Genomic DNA, 17,926 nt, shown 5'->3' on the forward strand with positions numbered 1-17,926 from the left:
ACTCGGTAACGAAAAGATCACGGAAGGGCCTGTACAAAGCGACAGAGTCGTGCAGAATGGTTGGCGGCCATGACGACTGCACCCGAACCCGAACAGCACCCGGCGACCCCGGTGGTGCACCTGTCCCGTCGCGCCGCCCTCGAAGCCGAGCGCGCAGCCGCCCGCGGACCGCAGCGTCGCAGCAAGGCGGCTCCGGCGGCGAAGGTCGCGAACCCAGCCAAGGTCGCCAAGCCGGCCAAGGTCGCGAAACCCGCCAAGCCAGCGAAGCCCCTCGTCCTCGCCACCACCGAGCCGACCGGCCGCCGCGCCGCAGCCGCGCGCGCCACCACCGAGCACGTCGACGACCGCATCCAGCGCGTGGTCCGCCGCCCCGCACCCCGGGCAACCCGCACGGCGACCGCACCCAGGGCCTCCCGGTCGGCCCGCGCCGGACGCATCACGCTCACCAGCGCCGCCGCCGCCATCGCGATGTTCGCCGCGTCGGCGATGCCCGCACACGCCAGCGCCGGCACCTCGATGGCCACCTCGACCATCGCGCCGATCGTGCGCACCCAGGACTACGCCGTGACCCAGGCGGTCACGGCCGCCGGCTCCGACCGCGACGGGTTCACCGTCGGCGGCGGGTCGACCGTCACGACGAAGACGGCAGGGTCCTCCGGCACCGCCGGTGGCGCCGTGTCGTTCGGCGGCGCGGTCCGCTCGCCGTTCCCCGGCCCCGTGCAGATGAGCTCCGGCTTCGGCTACCGCTCGGCACCGTGCGGCGCGTGCTCGTCGCTGCACCAGGGCCTCGACTTCACCCCGGGCATGGGGACGCCGATCGGTGCCGTCGCCGCGGGCAAGGTCCGGGTCTCCGGCACGTACTTCTCGTACGGCAACGCGGTCATCATCGACCATGTGGTCGACGGCCGTCAGGTGTCCACGCTGTACGGCCACATGATCCCCGGGTCGTCGCCGCTCAAGGTCGGCGACACCGTCGCGGCCGGACAGTTCATCGGACTCGTCGGGTCCTCCGGCGTCTCGACCGGCGCGCACCTGCACCTCGAGGTCCTGATGGACGGCGTCACGCCGATCGACCCGAAGGCGTGGCTCGAGGCCCGCATCGGTCGCTCGCTCACCCTGTAGCGACCACGCCCCGTCGCCGCGCGACGATCCACAGCCGTTGTCGAGCACCAGCACGGTGATGTCCCAGTCGTCCTGTGCAGACTCACAGGCATGGACGATCCCCACAGACCGCCCGCCCGTCGTCGATCCGAGGAAGCTGCCCGCTGATGGGCGCCGACACCTGGATCGCCTTCGGGCTCGTCATCCTCTTCGTGCTCGTCGGCGGGGTCTTCGCGGCCGCCGAGATCGCACTCGTCTCCCTGCGTGAATCGCAGCTGCAGCAGCTCGAACGCCGCGGCCCCCGGGGCGTGCGGGTCGCCGAGCTCGGCCGCGACCCGAACCGGTTCCTGTCCGCCGTGCAGATCGGTGTGACCGTCGCCGGGTTCTTCTCCGCCGCGTACGGAGCGTCGTCGATCGCGCCCGACGTCGCGCCGCTCTTCCAGGGACTCGGGCTCGAGCGGGGCACGTCCGAGGCAGTTGCCCTCGTGCTCATGACCCTGGTCATCGCGTACCTGTCGCTCGTGTTCGGCGAACTCGTGCCGAAACGCCTCGCCCTGCAGCGTGCCGAGGGCTTCTCGATGGCCGTCGCCCCGACCCTGGAGCGCTTCGCGGTGCTGATGCGGCCGGTGATCTGGCTGCTCTCGAAGTCCACCGACACCGTCGTGCGACTGCTCGGTGGCGACCCGAACGCCCGCAGCGAGTCGATGAGCACCGAGGAGCTCCGCGGCCTGGTCGACGAGCACACCGGCGTCGACGAGCAGGGACGCCGGATCGCCCGCAGCGCCCTGGACGCCGGTGACCGCATCCTGCGCGAGTCCATGCGCCCCTGGTACGACGTCTCGACGCTGGACGCCGGCGTCTCCGTCGCCGAGGCCACCGACCAGGCCATCGCGGCCGGGCACACGCGGTACCTCGTGACCTCCGGCGGGCGTGACGAGGTGCAGGGCTTCGTGCACCTCCGTGACCTGCTGCGTCCGGTCGACCCCGCGGCCCCCGTCGCCACGCTCGTCCGGCCGGTGCTCGCCCTGCCCGAGACGAAGTCGCTGTCGAGTGCGATCGCGGACATGCGCACCGACGGCCACCAGATCGCCCTGGTCGTCGACGAGTACGGCGGCAGCGCGGGCATGGTCACGCTCGAGGCGCTGCTCGAAGACCTCGTCGGTCGGATCAGGGACGAGTGGGACACCGCCGAGCACGACGAGTCCGTGCTGGCGCACGACGGCGTCGACGGCGCCACGGTGCTCGAGGACCTGGCAGCGGACGGCGGACCGGTGCTGCCGGACGGCGACTACGAGACGGTCGGCGGGCTCGTGCAGGTGCAGCTGGACCGCGTGCCCGAGGTCGGCGACGTCGTCGTGGCCGGCGGCCATCGCCTCGAGGTGACCGCCATGGACGGTCACCGGGTCGCGCGCGTGCGCATCGGGGCCGACGCCGCGCCCTGATCGCGGGACCACGGCGGACGGGAGGCCCGTGGCGGCGGGCGGTCGTAACACCCCGCGGGGCGCCGGCGAGCGGTCACAGGTCGTCGCCTGCGGCGCCACCAGCCGACAGGTCGCGACCACCCGGCGGGCAGCACGCGACGTGTCGTGACCGGTCGGGCACGGCCGGTCACGCCACGGAACGCGACCAGACGGCGGACGGGAGGCGCGTGGCGGGGCCGTCCCGCGCCTCCCGTCCGCTCCGGGTGGTCACAACACCCCGCCAGACGCCGACGAGCGGTCACAGGCCGTCGCCTGCGGCGCCACCAGCCGACAGGTCGCGACCACCCGGCGGGCAGCACGCGACGCGTCGTGACCAGTCGGCGACGGCCGGCGGCCCCGCCACGGCCCTCCCGCCCGCGTGCCGCACGGCCCGGGCACGTACGCTCGTCGCATGGGTATCGACGTGCGCAACGAGATCCGCGACTTCCTGTCCTCCAGGCGGGCGCGGCTCACCCCCGAGCAGGTCGGCATGCCGTCGTTCGGCGGCGGGGTGCGGCGGGTCCCCGGGCTGCGTCGGCACGAGGTCGCCATGCTCGCCGGCGTCAGCGTCGACTACTACACGCGGCTCGAGCGCGGCTCGCTCAAGGGCGTCTCGGACAGTGTGCTCGAGGGTCTGGCGAGCGCCCTGCAGCTCGACGAGGACGAGCGTGCGCACCTGTGGGACCTGACGCGCCTGGCGAACTCCGGCGCGAAGGTCATGCACCGGAACGTGCCGACCCGCGTCCGCCCCGGCGTCCAGCGCCTGCTCGACGCGATCACCGGCGCCCCGGCCTGGGTGCGGAACGAGCGCGGGGACGTCGTCGCGACGAACGAACTCGGCCGTGCCCTGTACGCACCGCTCTTCGCCGGCCCCGGGCGCCCGGTCAACACCGCACGCTTCACGTTCCTCGACCCGGCGGCCCGCGACTTCTTCCCGGACTGGGCACAGACCGCGAAGGACGCCGTGGCCGTGCTCCGGACCGCCGCGGTGTCGAACCCCTGCGAGCCGGGGCTCATCACGCTCGTCGGTGAGCTCTCCACCCGGAGCGAGGAGTTCCGCGGCTGGTGGGCCGCACACGACGTCCGGATGCAGCGGACCGGCAAGAAGCGCATCGACCACCCGATCGTGGGGGAGCTCCGACTGTCCTACGAGGCGCTCGACCTGGTCGCCGACCCCGGCCTGACGCTGTTCTCGTACTCGGCCGAACCGGGCAGCGACTCCGAGCGGTCGCTCGCGCTGCTCGGCAGCTGGGCCGCGACGGAACGGGCCGAGCAGTACGCGGCCGTCCGCGAGTCGGAGTCCGAGTCCGAGTCCGTCGACTGACCCGGCCCGCCGACGGGCAGGTGCGTCAGCGCCGCGATCGGACCGTCAGGCCTGGGGCGGGACGTCGCCGTCGAACAGCTCCGGTGAGCGCATCCGCTCGATGCGCAGCTGACGCTCCGTCGCCGACAACCGCAGCACGCGGATCGCGGCGAACACGAGCACGATGAGGGCGACGGCCAGCACGGCGAGCGCCAGCACGAACAGGGCGTACAGGACGACGACGAATCCGAGACCACTGTCTGCGAGCATCTGCCGAAGATAGCAGCGCGGGTTCGTAGGGTGGGGACGTGACCAGGACGACGGACGGCTCAGCAGGGGATGCGGACCGTCGGCAGCACCGCCGGCCCGAGCCCGCATTCGCCCGTGCGGTCGCGAAGGCCCTCGGCGACGCCCGGACCGTGCTCGACGTCGGTGCCGGTGCCGGTGCCGGTGCCGGTGCCGGTGCCGCCGGGTCCTACGCGCCGACCGACCGCGACGTGACCGCGGTGCAGGCCGCCGAGGACCTTCCCTTCGCCGACGACGCCTTCGACGCCACGGTGACGACCTTCTCGCTGCATGGGTGGGCCGACCTCGAGCGCGGGCTCGCCGAGGTGCGTCGGTTGACCCGAGGGCCGATCGTGATCGTGACGTTCGACCCCGACCGCATCGAGCGCTCCTGGCTCGCCGAGTACGCCCCCGAGGTGCTGTCGGCCGAGGCCCGTCGCCACCCGGCACTGCCTCGGATCACCGACGCGCTCGGCGACGACACCGTGACGAGCACCCCGTTGCCGATCCCGTTCACGTGCGTCGACGGGTTCACCGAGGCGTACTACGCCCGCCCGGAACGCCTGCTCGACCCAGCCGTGCGCCGCGCGGACCCGGCATGGGACCTGGTCGACGAGTTCACCGTCCGGCGGTCGGTGGCCGCGCTCCGAACCGCGCTGGAGTCGGGGGAGTGGGACCGACGGCACGGGTCGCTCCGGATCCGCCCGACGTACGAGGGCTCCGTCGTCCTGGTCACGGCGACGCCGAACTGACCGCGGACGATCAACGCGGCGGCACCGGCCCGGCCCGGGCTTGACACCCGGTCGTAGGCTGGTCGGGTGAGCTTCCAGGAGGTGGTCGGCGCCCGTATCGCCGGCATCAGGGCGTGAGGCCCCCGGTCGTGCCCTCGGGCGTGGCCGTCCTCGTCGAACCCTGACCTCCTCCGCCCGGTGCGGTGTGCTCCCGCACACCCCGGGCCTGCTCGAAAGCGATCACCCATGCTCCCCATCGTGGAGAAGACCCTCCGCACGTCCTTCGTCAACGCCTCCCGCAAGGAGACGACCGACATCACACTGCCCGCCGGCTTCGAGACGCTCGACTGGGACGCGCTCGACTACCTCGGCTGGCGCGACCCGAAGATCGGTCGGCGGGCGTACGCCGTCGTGCCGACCCTGGACGGCGAACTGATCGGCATCCTGTTCCGGCAGGCCGAGGCCTCGCCGCGCTCCCGCGCCCAGTGCTCGTGGTGCCAGGACGTCAAGCTGCCGAACGACGTCACGTTCTACAGCGCCAAGCGGTCCGGGCCGGCCGGTCGCAACGGCAACACCGTCGGCACCCTGGTGTGCCAGGACTTCCAGTGCTCGCGGAACGTCCGGAAGCTGCCGCCGCCCGCCTACGAGGGCTACGACGTCGAGGCAGCGCGGCTCCGGCGCATCGAGGACCTGCAGGTCCGGGCCGCGTCCTTCGCCGCCGAGGTCTGAGACGCCGGCGTGCTCGCAAGACGCCGCCGAGTCAGCGAGACGCCGCCGGATTCGGGGGCGTCACGCGCTGACGCCGGCGTCTCGCGTCCGCAAACGCGACTGACGACGGACGGGAGGCCCGGTGCCAGCTGGCACCGGGCCTCCCGTCCGTCAACCGGTCGCGTCTAGCGACCGATGGTCGACATGTCGGGGTAGCGGTCACCGGTCGGGACGGGCAGCGCCGACAGGCGCGACAGCTGGTCCGTCGTGAGGGTCAGGTCGGCTGCGCCGACGTTCTCCTCGAGGCGTGAGACCCGCTTCGTGCCGGGGATCGGGACGATGTCGTCGCCCTGGGCCAGCAGCCATGCGAGCGACACCTGCGCCGGAGTGGCGTCGGCCTCGGTCGCGATGTCCTTGACGGCGTCGACGATGCGCATGTTCTGCGCGAACGCCTCCTGCTGGAAGCGCGGGTTCGCCAGGCGGAAGTCGTCGGAGTCCAGGTCGGACGGCTTCGTGATGGCACCCGTCAGGAACCCGCGGCCGAGCGGCGAGTACGGCACCAGGCCGATGCCGAGCTCGCGCAGGGTGTCGAGCACGTCGCCCTCGGGGTCCCGCGTCCACAGCGAGTACTCGCTCTGCAGTGCGGTGATCGGGTGGACGGCGTGGGCCTTGCGGATGGTCTCGGCTCCGGCTTCGGACAGCCCGATGTGCCGGATCTTGCCCTCCTGCACGAAGCCGGCGAGCTGGCCGATGACGTCCTCGATCGGGACGGCGGGGTCGACGCGGTGCTGGTAGTAGAGGTCGATGTGGTCGGTGCCGAGGCGACGGAGGGAGCCTTCGAGCGCCTCGCGCACGGACTCCGGCTGGCTGGAGAGACCGCGCTGCTGCGTCGGGGTCTCCTCACCGGCCTCGTGGCGGTACAGGCCGAACTTGGTCGCGATGACGACGTCGTCGCGACGGCCCTCGAGCGCGCGGCGCAGGAGTTCCTCGTTCGTGTAGGGGCCGTACGCCTCGGCGGTGTCGAACATGGTGACGCCGAGGTCGATCGCGCGGTGGATGGTGCGGATCGACTCGTCGTCGTCGGTGCCGGCGCCCGTGTAGAAGGCGCTCATGCCCATGGTTCCGAGGCCGATGGGTCCGACCTCGAGGTCTGCGAGCTTGCGTGTGTGCATGCTGCAGGTCTACTCCCGGTCCCCGGGACGGCGGGAGGCACTGGCTGTACCCGCCTCGTCATCGCTACGCTGCCAGGGACGGGGCAGGGGCCCGGGTTCGGGGGAGTGTCGTGGTCGTCATGTGGATCGTCATCGCCGTGGTCGTCGTCATCGGCGCCCTGCTGACCGTGCTCGAGGTGCAGAACCGTCGTCGTCGGCGGGCGCTCGAATCGATCGAAGACCTGTCGGATCCGCGTGACAGCGCACGCGCCGCGGCCGAAGCCGATGCGGCGCACTCCAGGACCGAGGGGCTCGCCAAGTCAGCGCACCCCGGCATCACCGGCGCCGGCGGCGGCATCCCCGGCTGAACCGGCCGAGTTGGGCTGCGCGCCGCCGTTCGCGCCGCTTGTCGGGACCAGGCGTTCCGGGTCACCGGTCGCCCGCGCGCTTGGTGAGGTTCCTCCAAGGTGCTGGCACGAGCACGCGGTCCACTGGTGTGATCGTCCCGTGAACCTGTACTTCCGACTGCTCCTGCTGCAGCTGCGCACCCGGTTGCGCGCTCGGGTCGGTGGACGCCGCCGGGCCTCGCTCTGGGACGAGGTGCGGACGCCGTTCCGGGTCGCTCCCACCGACCTCGACCCGCTGCGGCACGTCAACAACGGCAAGTACCTGTCGATGCTCGACCTGGGTCGGCTCGACCTGATGCTCCGCTCCGGGTACTGGGCGGTGCTGTCCGAACGTGGCTGGTACCCCGTCGTGTCGGCGCAGACGATCACGTACAAGCGGTCGCTGACGCTCGGGCAGCGGTTCGAGCTCCGCACCCACGTGCTCGGGGTCGACGACCGTGCCGTGTACCTGGAGCAGACGTTCGTGCGCGGCGGCGCCGTGATGGCTCGAGCCGTGGTGCAGGCCCGGTTCCTGCGGCGTGCCGGCGGGACCGTGCCGACCGCGGACCTGCTCGAGGCTGCGGGTGGCGCGGACCGCGACCTCACCGTGCCCGACTGGGTGCACGACTGGGCGAGCGCGACCCGGATCAGCAGCAGCGCGGCCTGAACGGCAGCACCACCGCTCCGAACGCCACGGTGCGCACGAACCCGTCCGTGGACTCTGCGAACACGGCAAGCGGTCGGGGGACACCGACTCAGGGACCGGCAACGCACCGGGCGTAGACCGGGGACATGACCACAGGCACTGACACCACGAACCGTCCGGCCGCGTCCTCCGGCACCTTCCGCATCGGCGGCGACCTCGAGGTCAACCGGCTCGGCTACGGCACCATGCAGCTCACCGGCCCCGGCGTCTGGGGACCGCCGAAGGACCACGACGAGGCGATCCGCGTCCTCAAGCGCGCCGTCGAGCTCGGCGTGAACTTCTTCGACACCGCCGACTCGTACGGCCCCTACGTCGCCGAGGAGCTCCTGAAGGAGGCCCTGCACCCCTACGGCGACGACGTCGTCATCGCGACGAAGGCCGGCCTGACCCGCACCGGCCCGAACGTCTGGCCGCCCGTCGGCCGCCCCGAGTACCTGCGGCAAGAGGCGGAGATGAGCCTCCGCCGCCTGGGCCTGGAGCGCATCGACCTGTTCCAGCTGCACCGCATCGACCCGAAGGTCCCGCTCGAGGACCAGGTCGGCGAGCTGAAGAAGCTGCAGGACGAGGGCAAGATCCGCCACATCGGCCTGTCCGAGGTCTCCGTCGACGAGGTCAAGGCCGCGCAGCAGATCGCCACGATCGTCTCCGTGCAGAACCTCTACAACCTGCAGAAGCGTGACGCCGAGGAGCTGCTCGACTGGTCCGAGCAGCAGGGCATCGGCTTCATCCCGTGGTTCCCCCTGGCCACGGGTGGCCTGACCGGCGAGGACTCGCCGCTCACCGAGATCGCCGAGCGCAAGGGCGCCACCCCGGCGCAGCTCGCGCTCGCGTGGCTGCTCAAGCGCTCCCCGGTGATGCTGCCGATCCCCGGCACGTCGAGCGTCGCGCACCTCGAGGACAACCTGGCGGGTGCCACGGTCGAGCTGACCGACGACGAGTTCGAGGAGCTGGCGAAGCTGGGTCACTGACCCTTCGGACGCGACCGCGGGTCGCGAACGCGACCAGCCGACCGACGGGAGGCGCGGTGCCAGCTGGCACCGCGCCTCCCGTCCGTTCATCGGCCCTGTCCAGATCCGTGCTTGCGTACGCATACCGGGTATGTGCATACTCGGTATGGCCATGGTGGCCCGGGACAGGGGAAGTGTCATGAGCGTTCGGATGGGCGTACTCGCGCTGCTGGTGGGGGGACCCGGTTACGGGTACCAGCTCCGGGGGAGTTCGAGCACCGCACCGGCGGGAGCTGGCCGCTGAACATCGGCCAGGTCTACACGACCCTGGACCGACTGGAACGCGACGGCCTGGTCGCCCGCGGCGACGCCGACGACGACGGCCACGTCGTCTACACGGCGACCGATGCGGGGCGGGCGGAGGTGGCCCGCTGGTTCAGCGAGCCCGTGCCGGCGAAGCGTGGCCGCGACGAACTGGCGATCAAGTTCGCCCTCGCCGTGACCGTGCCCGGGGTCGACGTCGCCCGGCTGGTACAGGTGCAGCGTGGTGCCGCGATCCGGAACCTGCAGGACCTGACGCGGCTGAAGCGGACGACCGACCCGTCGTCGGACCTGGCGTGGTCGCTCGTGCTCGAGTCGATGGTGTTCCAGGCCGAGGCAGAGGTGCGCTGGCTCGACCACGTGGAGTCGAGTGTCGCGCGGTACCGGCCGGACGAGCACCCGGCGGCACCGGCCAGTGCCGACGCCTCCGCTTCCGCTGCCGCTCCCCGGAGCGCACGGTGACCGCCGCACCGCTCCTGCAGCTCGACGCCGTGAGCGTGCACTACGGCTCCGGCGCCAAGGCCGTCACCGCCCTGGCCGGCATCGACCTGCGGGTCGAGCGCGGCGAGATGGTGGCCGTGATGGGCACCTCGGGGTCGGGCAAGTCGACGCTGCTCGCCTGCGCCGGAACCCTGCTGCCGCCGACGAGCGGCGAGGTCCTGATCGACGGCGCGTTCGTCTCCGACCGTCCCGCCAGGGAACTCGCAGCGCTGCGGCGCCGGCTGATCGGGTTCGTGTTCCAGGACTTCAACCTGATCCCCTCGTTGACCGCGGTCGAGAACGTGGCGCTGCCGCTCGAACTGGACGGGTGGAAGGCCTCGCAGGCCCGTCGCGCCGCGGAACTCGCGCTGGACAACGTCGAGCTGTCGCACCGTGCCGACGCCTACCCGGACGACCTGTCCGGCGGGCAGCAGCAGCGCGTCGCGATCGCCCGCGGGGTGGTCGGTGAACGTCGACTCGTGCTCGCCGACGAACCGACCGGCGCCCTCGACTCGCAGACCGGCGAGGTCGTGCTCCGCATGCTCCGTCGGCACGTCGACGCGGGGGCGGGCGCCCTCCTGGTGACGCACGACGCCCGGCACGCCGCCTGGGCGGACCGGATCGTGTTCCTGCGCGACGGACGTGTCGTCGACGAGACCGTGTACTCGGGCGTCGAGACCGCGCTGACGGACCGGACCGCGTCGTGAGCCGGGGCCGGCGTTCCGGGACCGCCCGGACGCCGTTCGCCCTCCGACCGGCGCTCCGTCTGGGGCGTCGGCTGGCGTTCGCGAAGGCAGGCCGCGCGGCACTGATCATCGCGCTCATCGGGATCCCCACCGCGGGGTTCGCGGCCGTCGCCGTCGTGGTGCAGTCGACGCAGGCCACCGCCACCGAGCGGCTCGACCACGACCTCGGGCACGCATCGGCGCAGATGCGGGTGTCCGGCCCGGACCTGCCCGGCATGGTGCAGGACCCGGTGCAGTGGGAGTTCACCGACTCGAAGCGGAACAGCCCGGTCACGAAGTCGGACCAGGACTCCCCGTTCGCGAACGTCCTGGCACACGTGCCCGACGGTGCGCTGTCGATCCCGGTCGGCAGCACGCCCGTCGTGCTCCAGGGGCCGAAGGGTCCGGTCGGGCTGACCGCCGTCGAGGGCAGCGTCTGGGACCCGTCGCTCGACGGTCACTGGCACGTGCTCGAGGGTTCCCGGCCGACCACACGCAGTGAGCTCATGGTCACGCCGGCCACGCTCGACCGCCTCGGGGCGCGGATCGGTGACACGGTGGACCTGACCGACCCCGTCACCAAGCGCTTCACGATCACCGGCACCATGACCGACCTGGGCACCGACCCGGGATCGCAGGGCATCTTCCTGCCCTGGGGCACGACGCTCTCGACGACCGACACCACCGACGACGTCGGGCTGACCGACGTCACCGTGTACCTGCCGTCGGACGCCCCGACCTGGTCGGAGATCCGGCAGCTCAACGCGCACGGCATCGTCGTGCAGTCGCGTCCGGTCGTGCTCGACCCGCCGGACGCCCGGCTCCCCGGCGGTCAGATGAGCTCGACGATCGGCTGGTACCTCGGCGCGATGGCACTGCTCGGCGTCTTCGCGATGTTCGAGGTCGCCCTGCTCGCCGGTGCGGCGTTCCTGGTCGGCACCCGGGCGGACACCCGCTCGTACGCCATCGTCACGAGCGTCGGCGGTGACAGACGGTTCGTCCGCACGATCGTCGCCGGGTCCGGCCTGGTGCTCGGGCTCGTCGGCGCGGTCCTCGGCGTGGCCGTGGGCACCGGGATCGGCGTGCTCGCCTACCGACTCATCGACAACGGCAACGTGGTGTCGTTCCCCGGGTTGCACGTGCCGCCGCTCCTGCTGCTGTCCATCGCCGCCGCGGGAGTGCTCGCCGGACTCGTCTCCGCGCTCGTCGCCGCACGGTCGGCCACCCGGATCAACGTGCTCGCGGCCCTGCGGGGTTCGCTCCGTCCGGTGCCCGTCAGCCGTCCGGCCCGCCGACGGCGGCGCATCTGGGGGCCGCTGCTCGTGGTCCTCGGGGCCCTGACGACGATGGCCTGCGGCGTCGGGGTGCTCATGCTCAACGACCGTCCCGTGCAGGACGACCACTGGGCATGGGTGGTCGGTGCCGGTGTCGCGCTCGGACCGTGCCTGATGCAGCTCGGCATCGCCATCTGCTCACCGTGGCTGCTCGCCCTGGTCACCCGGCTCACCTCGCGGGCCGGTCTGTCTGCGCGACTGGCCGCCCGCGACGCCCGCCGCAACCCGGTCCGCACGGTGCCGGTGCTCGCCAGCGTGATGAGCGTGGTGTTCGTGGCCTCGGTCGTCATCACGTGGAGTGCGTCGAGCCACGCCCAGTACGTCCGCGGGTACGAGTACACGACGGCGGTCGGGGTGGCGACGTCCGAGGTGCTGACCGAGACGAAGGACGGCGGCAGTACCGGTCGCCACGACGCGGAGCTGACCGCCCACGCCGCGAAGGTGGTGTCCGGGGTCTTCGACCAGGACCGCATCCGGGTGCTCGGTGTCACGCAGGAGCAGCCGGGCGACACCCCCTCGACCGTCACGATCCCGCACCGCTGGAGCGCGTACGACTGCCCGGCGAACGACACGACGAGCTGCTCGTACTACCTGGACACGGCGAGCGCGTCGATGCCGCACATCTGGACGGGCACCGTCGACGACTACGCCGTGCTCACCGGACACCAGCCGTCCGCAGCCGTCCGGAGCGCACTCGAGGGCGGTCGGGCCGTGTCGCTCTGGCCCGAGTACGCCCACGACGGCGCGGTCCGCATCGACACGTTCCACGACCGGACGTGGGACAGCGAGCCCATCACCGAGCGCACCCGACCGGCGGCCAGCGTCTCGATCCCCGCGGTGCTCGACGTGCAGACCCCGCGGATCCAGGTCGGCGTCTTCATGACGAAGGCCACTGCCGAGCAGTACGGCGTCCCCGTGGTCGACGGCATGCTCGTCACGACGTTGCCGCACGACCTCGACCCTGCCCAGGCGGACGAGCTGAGCTCGGCGTGGCAGAGCTTCGGCGGCGACGACCGTGCACGGTGGAGCGGCCCGACGTTCACGTACGAAGCCGGTCCCACCGACAACGAGGCGCTCATCCGGGCGATCGTCCTCGCACTCGCCGCGGCCGTGACCATCGGTGCGACGGCGGTGGCGATCGGACTCGCACGGTCCGACGGGCGTCGGGACGACGAGGTGCTCGACGCCATCGGTGCCGCTCCGCGTCTGCGCCGTGGGGTGTCGACCTGGCAGGCGGCGATCCTGGCCACGGTCGGCTCGGTGATCGGCACGCTGCTCGGCCTCCTGCCGATCCGCGCCCTGACCCTGCGGTTCACCGAGAGTCCGGTCGGGGTGAACCACATGCCGTTCGTGCCGGACTGGCCGGTGCTGGCGCTGCTCGCGATCGGCCTGCCCCTCGTGGTGACGGCCGGAGCGTGGCTGACCTCGCGGGGTCGGCGGCGGGTGGCGGTGCGACGGGCGCACTGACGCGCGTGCTGCGTGAGGCTTCGCTTGGTGAGCAGAAGATGTCGAGTCGGCTGCTCGGACTCGACGTCTTCTGCTCACGAAGTGGCCGACGCCTTCGGGATCGGCACCGTGCTGCTCGGTGAGCTCCACCGCCAGCGGCTGCTCGGACTGGAGGCCCGTGGCGGCGTCGCCACGGGCCTCCAGTCCGTCAGGGAGTGAGCAGAAGACGACGGGTCGCGTCTCCGGACCCGTCGCGTTCTGCTCACTCGATGCCGCTCACGGGAGCTCGGGCAGCGCCTCCGCGTAGGCGCGGAAGTCGCCGCGCTCCGTGTGGATCGCCCACAGGCGGTCGGCGATGGACTCCCCGGAGTGCTCGGGCTGCGCGTCGTCGATGCCGAACGGGATGATGAGCTGCCCGACGTGGACGTCCTCGTCGCGGACGGCGTCGTGCAGGAGCTGCGCGTAGGCGCTCTCGGCCGCGAAGGCGACGGACGTGCCGGTGACGCGGGCGCCCGGTCGGACCGCGCTGCCGCCGTTGACGAACAGGATCGTGCCGTGGCCGATCGCGCGCATGCCGGGCAGCACCTGGCGGACGGCGTTGACCGAGCCGTAGACCGAGAACTCGATCGGGCCGACCAGGTCGTCCGCCGTGGTCTCGAGCACGGGGCGCATGTACTCCTTGGCGGGGAGCGGGCTGTACTGCAGCACCTCGATGGGGCCGAGCTGCTCGGTGGCGCGCTCGAGTGCGGTGCGCAGGGAGTCCCCGTCACGGACGTTCGCGGCGAACCCGGCTGCGGTGTGGCCGCGCTCACGCAGCTCCGCGGCGAGGCCGTCCAGGCGGTCCTGGTTGCGGGAGATCAGGGCGACGGCGAAGCCCTCGCGGGCGAAGCGCTCGGCGACGGCGAGGCCGAGGCCCTTGCCGGCCCCGACGATGGCGATGGTGGTCATGCGGTGTACTCCTCGTCGCTCACGTGCTCGAGCCAGGTGGTGGTCGTCGCCGGGTCGTCGGCGGCATCGAGCATCGCGAGGTGTTCCATGTAGTCGGTGGGGGTCGCGCCGTGCCAGTGTTCCTCGCCGGCCGGCGTGGTGACGGTCTGTCCAGCCTGCACCTCGATGACGTGTCCGTCCCGGGTGCCCATCCGCGCGACGCCCTCGGTGACGTGCAGGGTCTGCCCCTTGGCGTGCGAGTGCCAGGCGGTGCGGGCGCCGGGCAGGAACCGGACCTTGGCGACGGTCATCGTCTGACCGGGCTCCTTCGGCGAGGCGATGGCGTCGAGGTACACGTCGCCGGTGAACTGCTCGGGCGGGTTCTTGACGGTCGGCTGCTTCGGTTCGATCTGCATGCCGACGACGGTAGGCCGCTGTGCGCACCGTCGAGAGGTGCCGACAGACCCCCTCAGGGGTTTCCCGAACGCAGCGTGTGTGATCGACCCACGACCCCGGGAGGATCATCGTGGACACACCCGCCGGAACACCCCGCAGCCGCCGCCTCTGGTCGGTGGCCGGCCTCGCCGCGGTCGCCGCCCTGGTCCTCTCCGCTTGCACGAGTGGCGACGGAGCAGAGCGGGACGGATCCGGCAGCGGCGGCGCACCGACGGCGCGCGCGTCCGCACCCGCCGATCTGGCGGCCGGTCAGGTGGCGCTCGACGGTGACACCACCGACGTGGTCACCGGCCTGGAGGCCCCCTGGTCGGTGGTCCTGACGGGTGACGACGGCGACGCGCTGGTCAGCGAGCGCGACTCGGCCCGGGTGCTCGAGCTGCGGTCCGACGGCACCACCCGCCAGGTCGGCACCGTCGACGGTGTCAGCCACGGCGGCGAGGGAGGACTGCTCGGGCTCGCACTGCACGACGACGACCTGTTCGTGTACTCCACGGCCGACGACGGCAACCGGATCCAGCGGTACGAGCTGACCGGGGACACCGGGTCGTGGGGGCTCGGCGAGGCGACGACGATCATCGACGGCCTGCCGAGGAACTCGTTCCACGACGGCGGCCGGATCGCGTTCGGCCCGGACGACATGCTCTACGCGAGCGTCGGGGACGCCGGTGCGAGCACGGACGCGCAGGACGAGGACTCGCTCGCGGGCAAGATCCTGCGGCTCACGCCGGACGGCGACGTCCCCGCCGACAACCCGATCAACGGGTCGCCGGTGTGGAGCCTCGGGCACCGCAACGTGCAGGGCATGGGGTGGTCGTCGGACGGCACGATGTTCGCGTCGGAGTTCGGCGAGAACACGCACGACGAGCTCAACGTGATCGAACCGGGATCGAACTACGGCTGGCCCGAGGTCGAGGGCACCGGCGGCGAGGACCAGGGCTTCGTCGACCCCGTGCAGCAGTGGTCCACCGATGAGGCGTCCCCGAGCGGCCTCGCCGTCGTCGACGACACCGTGTTCGTCGCGAACCTGCGGGGCGAGGTGCTCCGGGCGGTCCCCGCCGACGAGCCCGGCACCGCGACCGAGTAGCTTCGCGGGTGACTTCGGCCGCATCCGGACGGTGCTCGAGGGGCCGTCGGACACGCTCTGGTTCGTCACGAACAACACCGACGGCCGCGGGACGCCGTCGAGCGGGGACGACCGGATCGTCTCCGTCCCGTTCACGCGCACGTGAACGGGAGGCTTGTGGCCCTTCGTTCGCACCAGGTCGCCTGACGCGGAGGTGGCGACCACCGCACGGCCGAGCGCGGCCCGCACCGCGCCTCCGGGCCGCTCGTGGTCGCGTCAGGCCTCCGGGATCACCCGGTCGAACCGGCTCGTGTCCGCCCCGTCCGGGTCCGGGCCGTTGCGACGGCCGGTGTCCAGCGCATCGAGCCGCGTGAGCTCGTCATTGGTCAGCGCGAAGTCGAAGACGTCGAAGTTCTCGGCGATGCGACCGGGGTTCGTCGACTTCGGGATCGCGTTCCGCCCCTGCTGCACGTGCCAGCGGAGCATCACCTGCGCCGGCGTCCTGCCGTGCGCCTCGGCGATCGACCCGATCGTCGGGTCGTCCATCACGCTGACCCGCTCGTCACCCCAGCCCGGGTAGAACGTGATGCCGCCGATGGGGGACCACGCCTGGTCGAGGATGCCGTGCGCAGCGTCGGCGCGCTGGACGTCCGGCTGGGTGAAGTACGGGTGCAGCTCGACCTGGTTGAGCGCCGGGATGACGTCGGACTGCTCGAGCAGGGAGCGCAGGTGGTGCGGCATGAAGTTGCTCACACCGATCGCGCGGACCCGGCCGTCGGCGTACAGGCGCTCGAGCGCCCGGTACGCCTGTACGGTCTGCTCGAAGCGGTCCGGCGCGGGCTGGTGCAGGATCAGCACGTCGATCGTGTCGAAGCCGAGCTTGCCGGTGGCCTTGTCGAAGGCGTGCAGGGTCTCGTCGAAGCCGTAGTCCGAGACCCAGATCTTGGTCTCGACCACGATGTCGTCACGGTCGACGCCCGAGGCACGGATGCCCTCGCCGACCTCGCGTTCGTTGCCGTACGCGGCGGCGGTGTCGATGTGGCGGTACCCGGTCTCGAGGGCGGTGCGGACGGCGTCCACGGTCTCCTCCGGGGCGCTCTGGAACACGCCGAAACCGATGGCGGGGATCTCGAGGCCGTTGTTCAGGGTGACTGTCTCCATGCCGACGACGCTACGACCGCCGGGCGCCACCTGACGGGTACCAGCAGCCCCTGCTTCCGCCACCCTGCCGGCCGTACCGTGGACGCATGGACACCAGGAGCGAAGTGCGTGACTTCCTGCGCACACGCCGCGAGCGCGTCACGCCGCAGCAGGTCGGGCTGCCCGACTTCGGCGGGGTCCGCCGCGTCAAGGGACTGCGTCGTGAAGAGCTCGCACTGATCGCGGGGATGAGCGTCGACTACTACGTCCGCCTCGAGCGCGGGAACCTGACCGGTGTGTCCGAGGGCGTCCTCGAAGCGCTGTCCCGCGCGCTCCGTCTCGACGACGCCGAGCACGCGCACCTGTTCGACCTGGCCCGCCTGCAGAACGCCTCGGGGGCCTCGCGCCGGACGACCCCGACGTCGAAGGTGCGGCCGAACGTGCAGCGGGTGCTCGACTCGATCAGCGCGCCCGCCTGGGTCCGCAACGGACGCTTCGACTTCCTGGCCGGCAACAGCCTCGCCCGAGCGGTGTACTCGCCGCTGTTCCTCTCGCCCTCCGGTACCCCGAACACCGCGCGCTTCGCGTTCCTCGACCCGCGGGGGCAGCAGTTCTGGCGCGACTGGGACTCGGTCGCCGGGGACGTGGTCGCCGCGCTGCGCGCCGAGGCGGCCCGCTCGCCGTACGACAAGGGGCTGACGGACCTGATCGGGGAGCTCTCCACCCGCAGCGACGAGTTCCGGCGACGCTGGGCCGCGCACGACGTGATGCGGCACCGGAGCGGCGTGAAGCGGGTGCACCACCCGGACGTCGGCGACATCGACATGACCTACGAGACGATGGAGCTCGTCACCGACTCCGGACTGACCATGGTCGTGTACGGCACCGAGCCCGGGTCGTCCTCCGAGGAACGGCTGCAGCTGCTGGCGAACCTCGCTGCGACGAGCGCGACGGCCGTGTCGACGGACACCATCTCCGCTGGTGCTGCTGGCGCTGCCGCCGCTGCTGCTGCCGGGGAGGACGCGTGAACGAGACCGAGTCCGTCGAGACCGTCGTCCAGGCTCCGACGACCGGGTTCCTCGGTCGACTGCGGTTCCGGTGGCGTGCCGAGCAGGAGATCCACGAACTCACCCGCGACCGCGAACTCGAGGAACGGGTCCGAGCCGAGGCAGCGGTGCGGCTCGCGCCCGGGCCGTGGCACCTGGGGGAGCTGTTCCGGCGGCGGTGACGGCTGAGGGGGAAGACAGCACCTGTCA

General features: G+C 72.0%; 20 protein-coding genes. 14 read left to right on the forward strand and 6 right to left on the reverse strand.

Annotated features, from left to right (window positions below; translation table 11 throughout):
- Nucleotides 1–69: 69 nt before the first annotated feature.
- From MXD64_RS17405 to MXD64_RS17415, 3 genes are all read left to right on the forward strand, one after another.
- Complete coding sequence (locus MXD64_RS17405) at nt 70–1,122, forward strand: M23 family metallopeptidase (RefSeq protein ID WP_017887886.1); 1,053 nt, start codon at nt 70–72, stop codon at nt 1,120–1,122.
- A gap of 146 nt (nt 1,123–1,268) precedes the next feature.
- Nucleotides 1,269–2,543, forward strand: a complete 1,275-nt coding sequence (locus tag MXD64_RS17410; RefSeq protein ID WP_194589945.1) for a hemolysin family protein — start codon at nt 1,269–1,271, stop codon at nt 2,541–2,543.
- Nucleotides 2,544–2,973: 430 nt separating this feature from the next.
- Entirely contained in the window at nt 2,974–3,885 is a 912-nt protein-coding gene (locus MXD64_RS17415) for a helix-turn-helix transcriptional regulator (protein ID WP_017887884.1), read from the forward strand.
- A gap of 45 nt (nt 3,886–3,930) precedes the next feature.
- Here MXD64_RS17415 and MXD64_RS17420 read toward each other — a convergent pair whose 3' ends face one another.
- A complete protein-coding gene (locus MXD64_RS17420; protein ID WP_017887883.1) occupies nt 3,931–4,134 on the reverse strand; it encodes a hypothetical protein in 204 nt (67 codons plus the stop codon).
- A gap of 38 nt (nt 4,135–4,172) precedes the next feature.
- Here MXD64_RS17420 and MXD64_RS17425 point away from each other — a divergent pair, with 38 nt between their 5' ends.
- A complete protein-coding gene (locus tag MXD64_RS17425; protein ID WP_263136880.1) occupies nt 4,173–4,901 on the forward strand; it encodes a class I SAM-dependent methyltransferase in 729 nt (242 codons plus the stop codon).
- A 225-nt stretch (nt 4,902–5,126) separates the two neighbouring features.
- Nucleotides 5,127–5,609, forward strand: coding sequence for an FBP domain-containing protein (locus MXD64_RS17430; protein ID WP_017887881.1), 483 nt, complete (start codon nt 5,127–5,129; stop codon nt 5,607–5,609).
- A gap of 164 nt (nt 5,610–5,773) precedes the next feature.
- Here the strand turns inward: MXD64_RS17430 and MXD64_RS17435 are convergent, their stop codons facing one another.
- Nucleotides 5,774–6,760, reverse strand: a complete 987-nt coding sequence (locus tag MXD64_RS17435; protein ID WP_017887880.1) for an aldo/keto reductase — start codon at nt 6,758–6,760, stop codon at nt 5,774–5,776.
- Nucleotides 6,761–6,879: 119 nt separating this feature from the next.
- Here MXD64_RS17435 and MXD64_RS17440 point away from each other — a divergent pair, with 119 nt between their 5' ends.
- The 3 genes from MXD64_RS17440 (at nt 6,880) to MXD64_RS17450 (ending at nt 8,799) form a co-directional block, all read left to right on the forward strand.
- Complete coding sequence (locus MXD64_RS17440; RefSeq protein WP_139179590.1) at nt 6,880–7,107, forward strand: hypothetical protein; 228 nt, start codon at nt 6,880–6,882, stop codon at nt 7,105–7,107.
- A gap of 139 nt (nt 7,108–7,246) precedes the next feature.
- Nucleotides 7,247–7,792 (forward strand): acyl-CoA thioesterase, encoded by a 546-nt coding sequence (locus MXD64_RS17445; RefSeq protein ID WP_263136881.1) that lies wholly within the window; start codon nt 7,247–7,249, stop codon nt 7,790–7,792.
- 125 nt (nt 7,793–7,917) lie between these two features.
- Complete coding sequence (locus MXD64_RS17450; RefSeq protein WP_017887877.1) at nt 7,918–8,799, forward strand: aldo/keto reductase; 882 nt, start codon at nt 7,918–7,920, stop codon at nt 8,797–8,799.
- Nucleotides 8,800–9,024: 225 nt separating this feature from the next.
- Here the strand turns inward: MXD64_RS17450 and MXD64_RS17790 are convergent, their stop codons facing one another.
- On the reverse strand, nt 9,025–9,165 hold the full coding sequence (locus MXD64_RS17790; RefSeq protein ID WP_317629869.1) for a hypothetical protein: 141 nt from the start codon (nt 9,163–9,165) through the stop codon (nt 9,025–9,027).
- Here MXD64_RS17790 and MXD64_RS17455 point away from each other — a divergent pair.
- The 3 genes from MXD64_RS17455 to MXD64_RS17465 are packed head-to-tail and all read left to right on the forward strand — an operon-like array spanning nt 9,106 to nt 13,105.
- A complete protein-coding gene (locus tag MXD64_RS17455) occupies nt 9,106–9,561 on the forward strand; it encodes a PadR family transcriptional regulator (protein WP_317629866.1) in 456 nt (151 codons plus the stop codon). The two genes, MXD64_RS17790 and MXD64_RS17455, sit on opposite strands and share 60 nt — an antisense overlap.
- Nucleotides 9,558–10,286 (forward strand): ABC transporter ATP-binding protein, encoded by a 729-nt coding sequence (locus MXD64_RS17460; protein ID WP_017887875.1) that lies wholly within the window; start codon nt 9,558–9,560, stop codon nt 10,284–10,286. Before MXD64_RS17455 ends, MXD64_RS17460 begins: the two co-directional genes overlap by 4 nt.
- Complete coding sequence (locus MXD64_RS17465) at nt 10,283–13,105, forward strand: ABC transporter permease (RefSeq protein ID WP_263136882.1); 2,823 nt, start codon at nt 10,283–10,285, stop codon at nt 13,103–13,105. Before MXD64_RS17460 ends, MXD64_RS17465 begins: the two co-directional genes overlap by 4 nt.
- 255 nt (nt 13,106–13,360) lie before the next feature.
- On the opposite strand, the gene MXD64_RS17470 is transcribed toward MXD64_RS17465, so the two are convergent.
- Nucleotides 13,361–14,032, reverse strand: coding sequence for an SDR family NAD(P)-dependent oxidoreductase (locus MXD64_RS17470; RefSeq protein ID WP_263136883.1), 672 nt, complete (start codon nt 14,030–14,032; stop codon nt 13,361–13,363).
- Nucleotides 14,029–14,427, reverse strand: coding sequence for a (R)-mandelonitrile lyase (locus tag MXD64_RS17475; protein WP_159556161.1), 399 nt, complete (start codon nt 14,425–14,427; stop codon nt 14,029–14,031). The genes MXD64_RS17470 and MXD64_RS17475 overlap by 4 nt, the downstream gene beginning before the upstream one ends.
- A gap of 110 nt (nt 14,428–14,537) precedes the next feature.
- On the opposite strand from MXD64_RS17475, the gene MXD64_RS17480 reads away from it, so the two are divergent.
- Nucleotides 14,538–15,551, forward strand: coding sequence for a PQQ-dependent sugar dehydrogenase (locus MXD64_RS17480; protein ID WP_317629842.1), 1,014 nt, complete (start codon nt 14,538–14,540; stop codon nt 15,549–15,551).
- Between the two features lie 255 nt (nt 15,552–15,806).
- On the opposite strand, the gene MXD64_RS17485 is transcribed toward MXD64_RS17480, so the two are convergent.
- Nucleotides 15,807–16,691, reverse strand: a complete 885-nt coding sequence (locus MXD64_RS17485; protein ID WP_214518525.1) for an aldo/keto reductase — start codon at nt 16,689–16,691, stop codon at nt 15,807–15,809.
- Between the two features lie 86 nt (nt 16,692–16,777).
- Here MXD64_RS17485 and MXD64_RS17490 point away from each other — a divergent pair, with 86 nt between their 5' ends.
- Both MXD64_RS17490 and MXD64_RS17495 read left to right on the forward strand, forming a co-directional pair.
- Nucleotides 16,778–17,698, forward strand: a complete 921-nt coding sequence (locus MXD64_RS17490) for a helix-turn-helix transcriptional regulator (protein WP_081612321.1) — start codon at nt 16,778–16,780, stop codon at nt 17,696–17,698.
- The gene (locus MXD64_RS17495) at nt 17,695–17,898 is read left to right on the forward strand and encodes a hypothetical protein (protein ID WP_017887867.1); all 204 of its coding nucleotides are present in this window, start codon (nt 17,695–17,697) and stop codon (nt 17,896–17,898) included. The genes MXD64_RS17490 and MXD64_RS17495 overlap by 4 nt, the downstream gene beginning before the upstream one ends.
- The last annotated feature ends 28 nt before the right edge of the window (nt 17,899–17,926 follow it).

Source organism: Curtobacterium sp. Arg-1 (genome assembly GCF_025643395.1).
Taxonomy (GTDB): domain Bacteria; phylum Actinomycetota; class Actinomycetes; order Actinomycetales; family Microbacteriaceae; genus Curtobacterium; species Curtobacterium poinsettiae.

What these genes read in the sequence shown, in the direction of transcription:
- MXD64_RS17435 (WP_017887880.1), bottom strand. Translation starts at nt 6,760, where the DNA reads ATGCACACACGCAAGCTCGCAGACCTCGAGGTCGGACCCATCGGCCTC.
- MXD64_RS17470 (WP_263136883.1), bottom strand. Translation starts at nt 14,032, where the DNA reads ATGACCACCATCGCCATCGTCGGGGCCGGCAAGGGCCTCGGCCTCGCC.
- MXD64_RS17430 (WP_017887881.1), top strand. Translation starts at nt 5,127, where the DNA reads ATGCTCCCCATCGTGGAGAAGACCCTCCGCACGTCCTTCGTCAACGCC.
- MXD64_RS17450 (WP_017887877.1), top strand. Translation starts at nt 7,918, where the DNA reads ATGACCACAGGCACTGACACCACGAACCGTCCGGCCGCGTCCTCCGGC.
- MXD64_RS17405 (WP_017887886.1), top strand. Translation starts at nt 70, where the DNA reads ATGACGACTGCACCCGAACCCGAACAGCACCCGGCGACCCCGGTGGTG.
- MXD64_RS17485 (WP_214518525.1), bottom strand. Translation starts at nt 16,691, where the DNA reads ATGGAGACAGTCACCCTGAACAACGGCCTCGAGATCCCCGCCATCGGT.
- MXD64_RS17440 (WP_139179590.1), top strand. Translation starts at nt 6,880, where the DNA reads ATGTGGATCGTCATCGCCGTGGTCGTCGTCATCGGCGCCCTGCTGACC.
- MXD64_RS17415 (WP_017887884.1), top strand. Translation starts at nt 2,974, where the DNA reads ATGGGTATCGACGTGCGCAACGAGATCCGCGACTTCCTGTCCTCCAGG.
- MXD64_RS17475 (WP_159556161.1), bottom strand. Translation starts at nt 14,427, where the DNA reads ATGCAGATCGAACCGAAGCAGCCGACCGTCAAGAACCCGCCCGAGCAG.
- MXD64_RS17410 (WP_194589945.1), top strand. Translation starts at nt 1,269, where the DNA reads ATGGGCGCCGACACCTGGATCGCCTTCGGGCTCGTCATCCTCTTCGTG.
- MXD64_RS17420 (WP_017887883.1), bottom strand. Translation starts at nt 4,134, where the DNA reads ATGCTCGCAGACAGTGGTCTCGGATTCGTCGTCGTCCTGTACGCCCTG.
- MXD64_RS17490 (WP_081612321.1), top strand. Translation starts at nt 16,778, where the DNA reads ATGGACACCAGGAGCGAAGTGCGTGACTTCCTGCGCACACGCCGCGAG.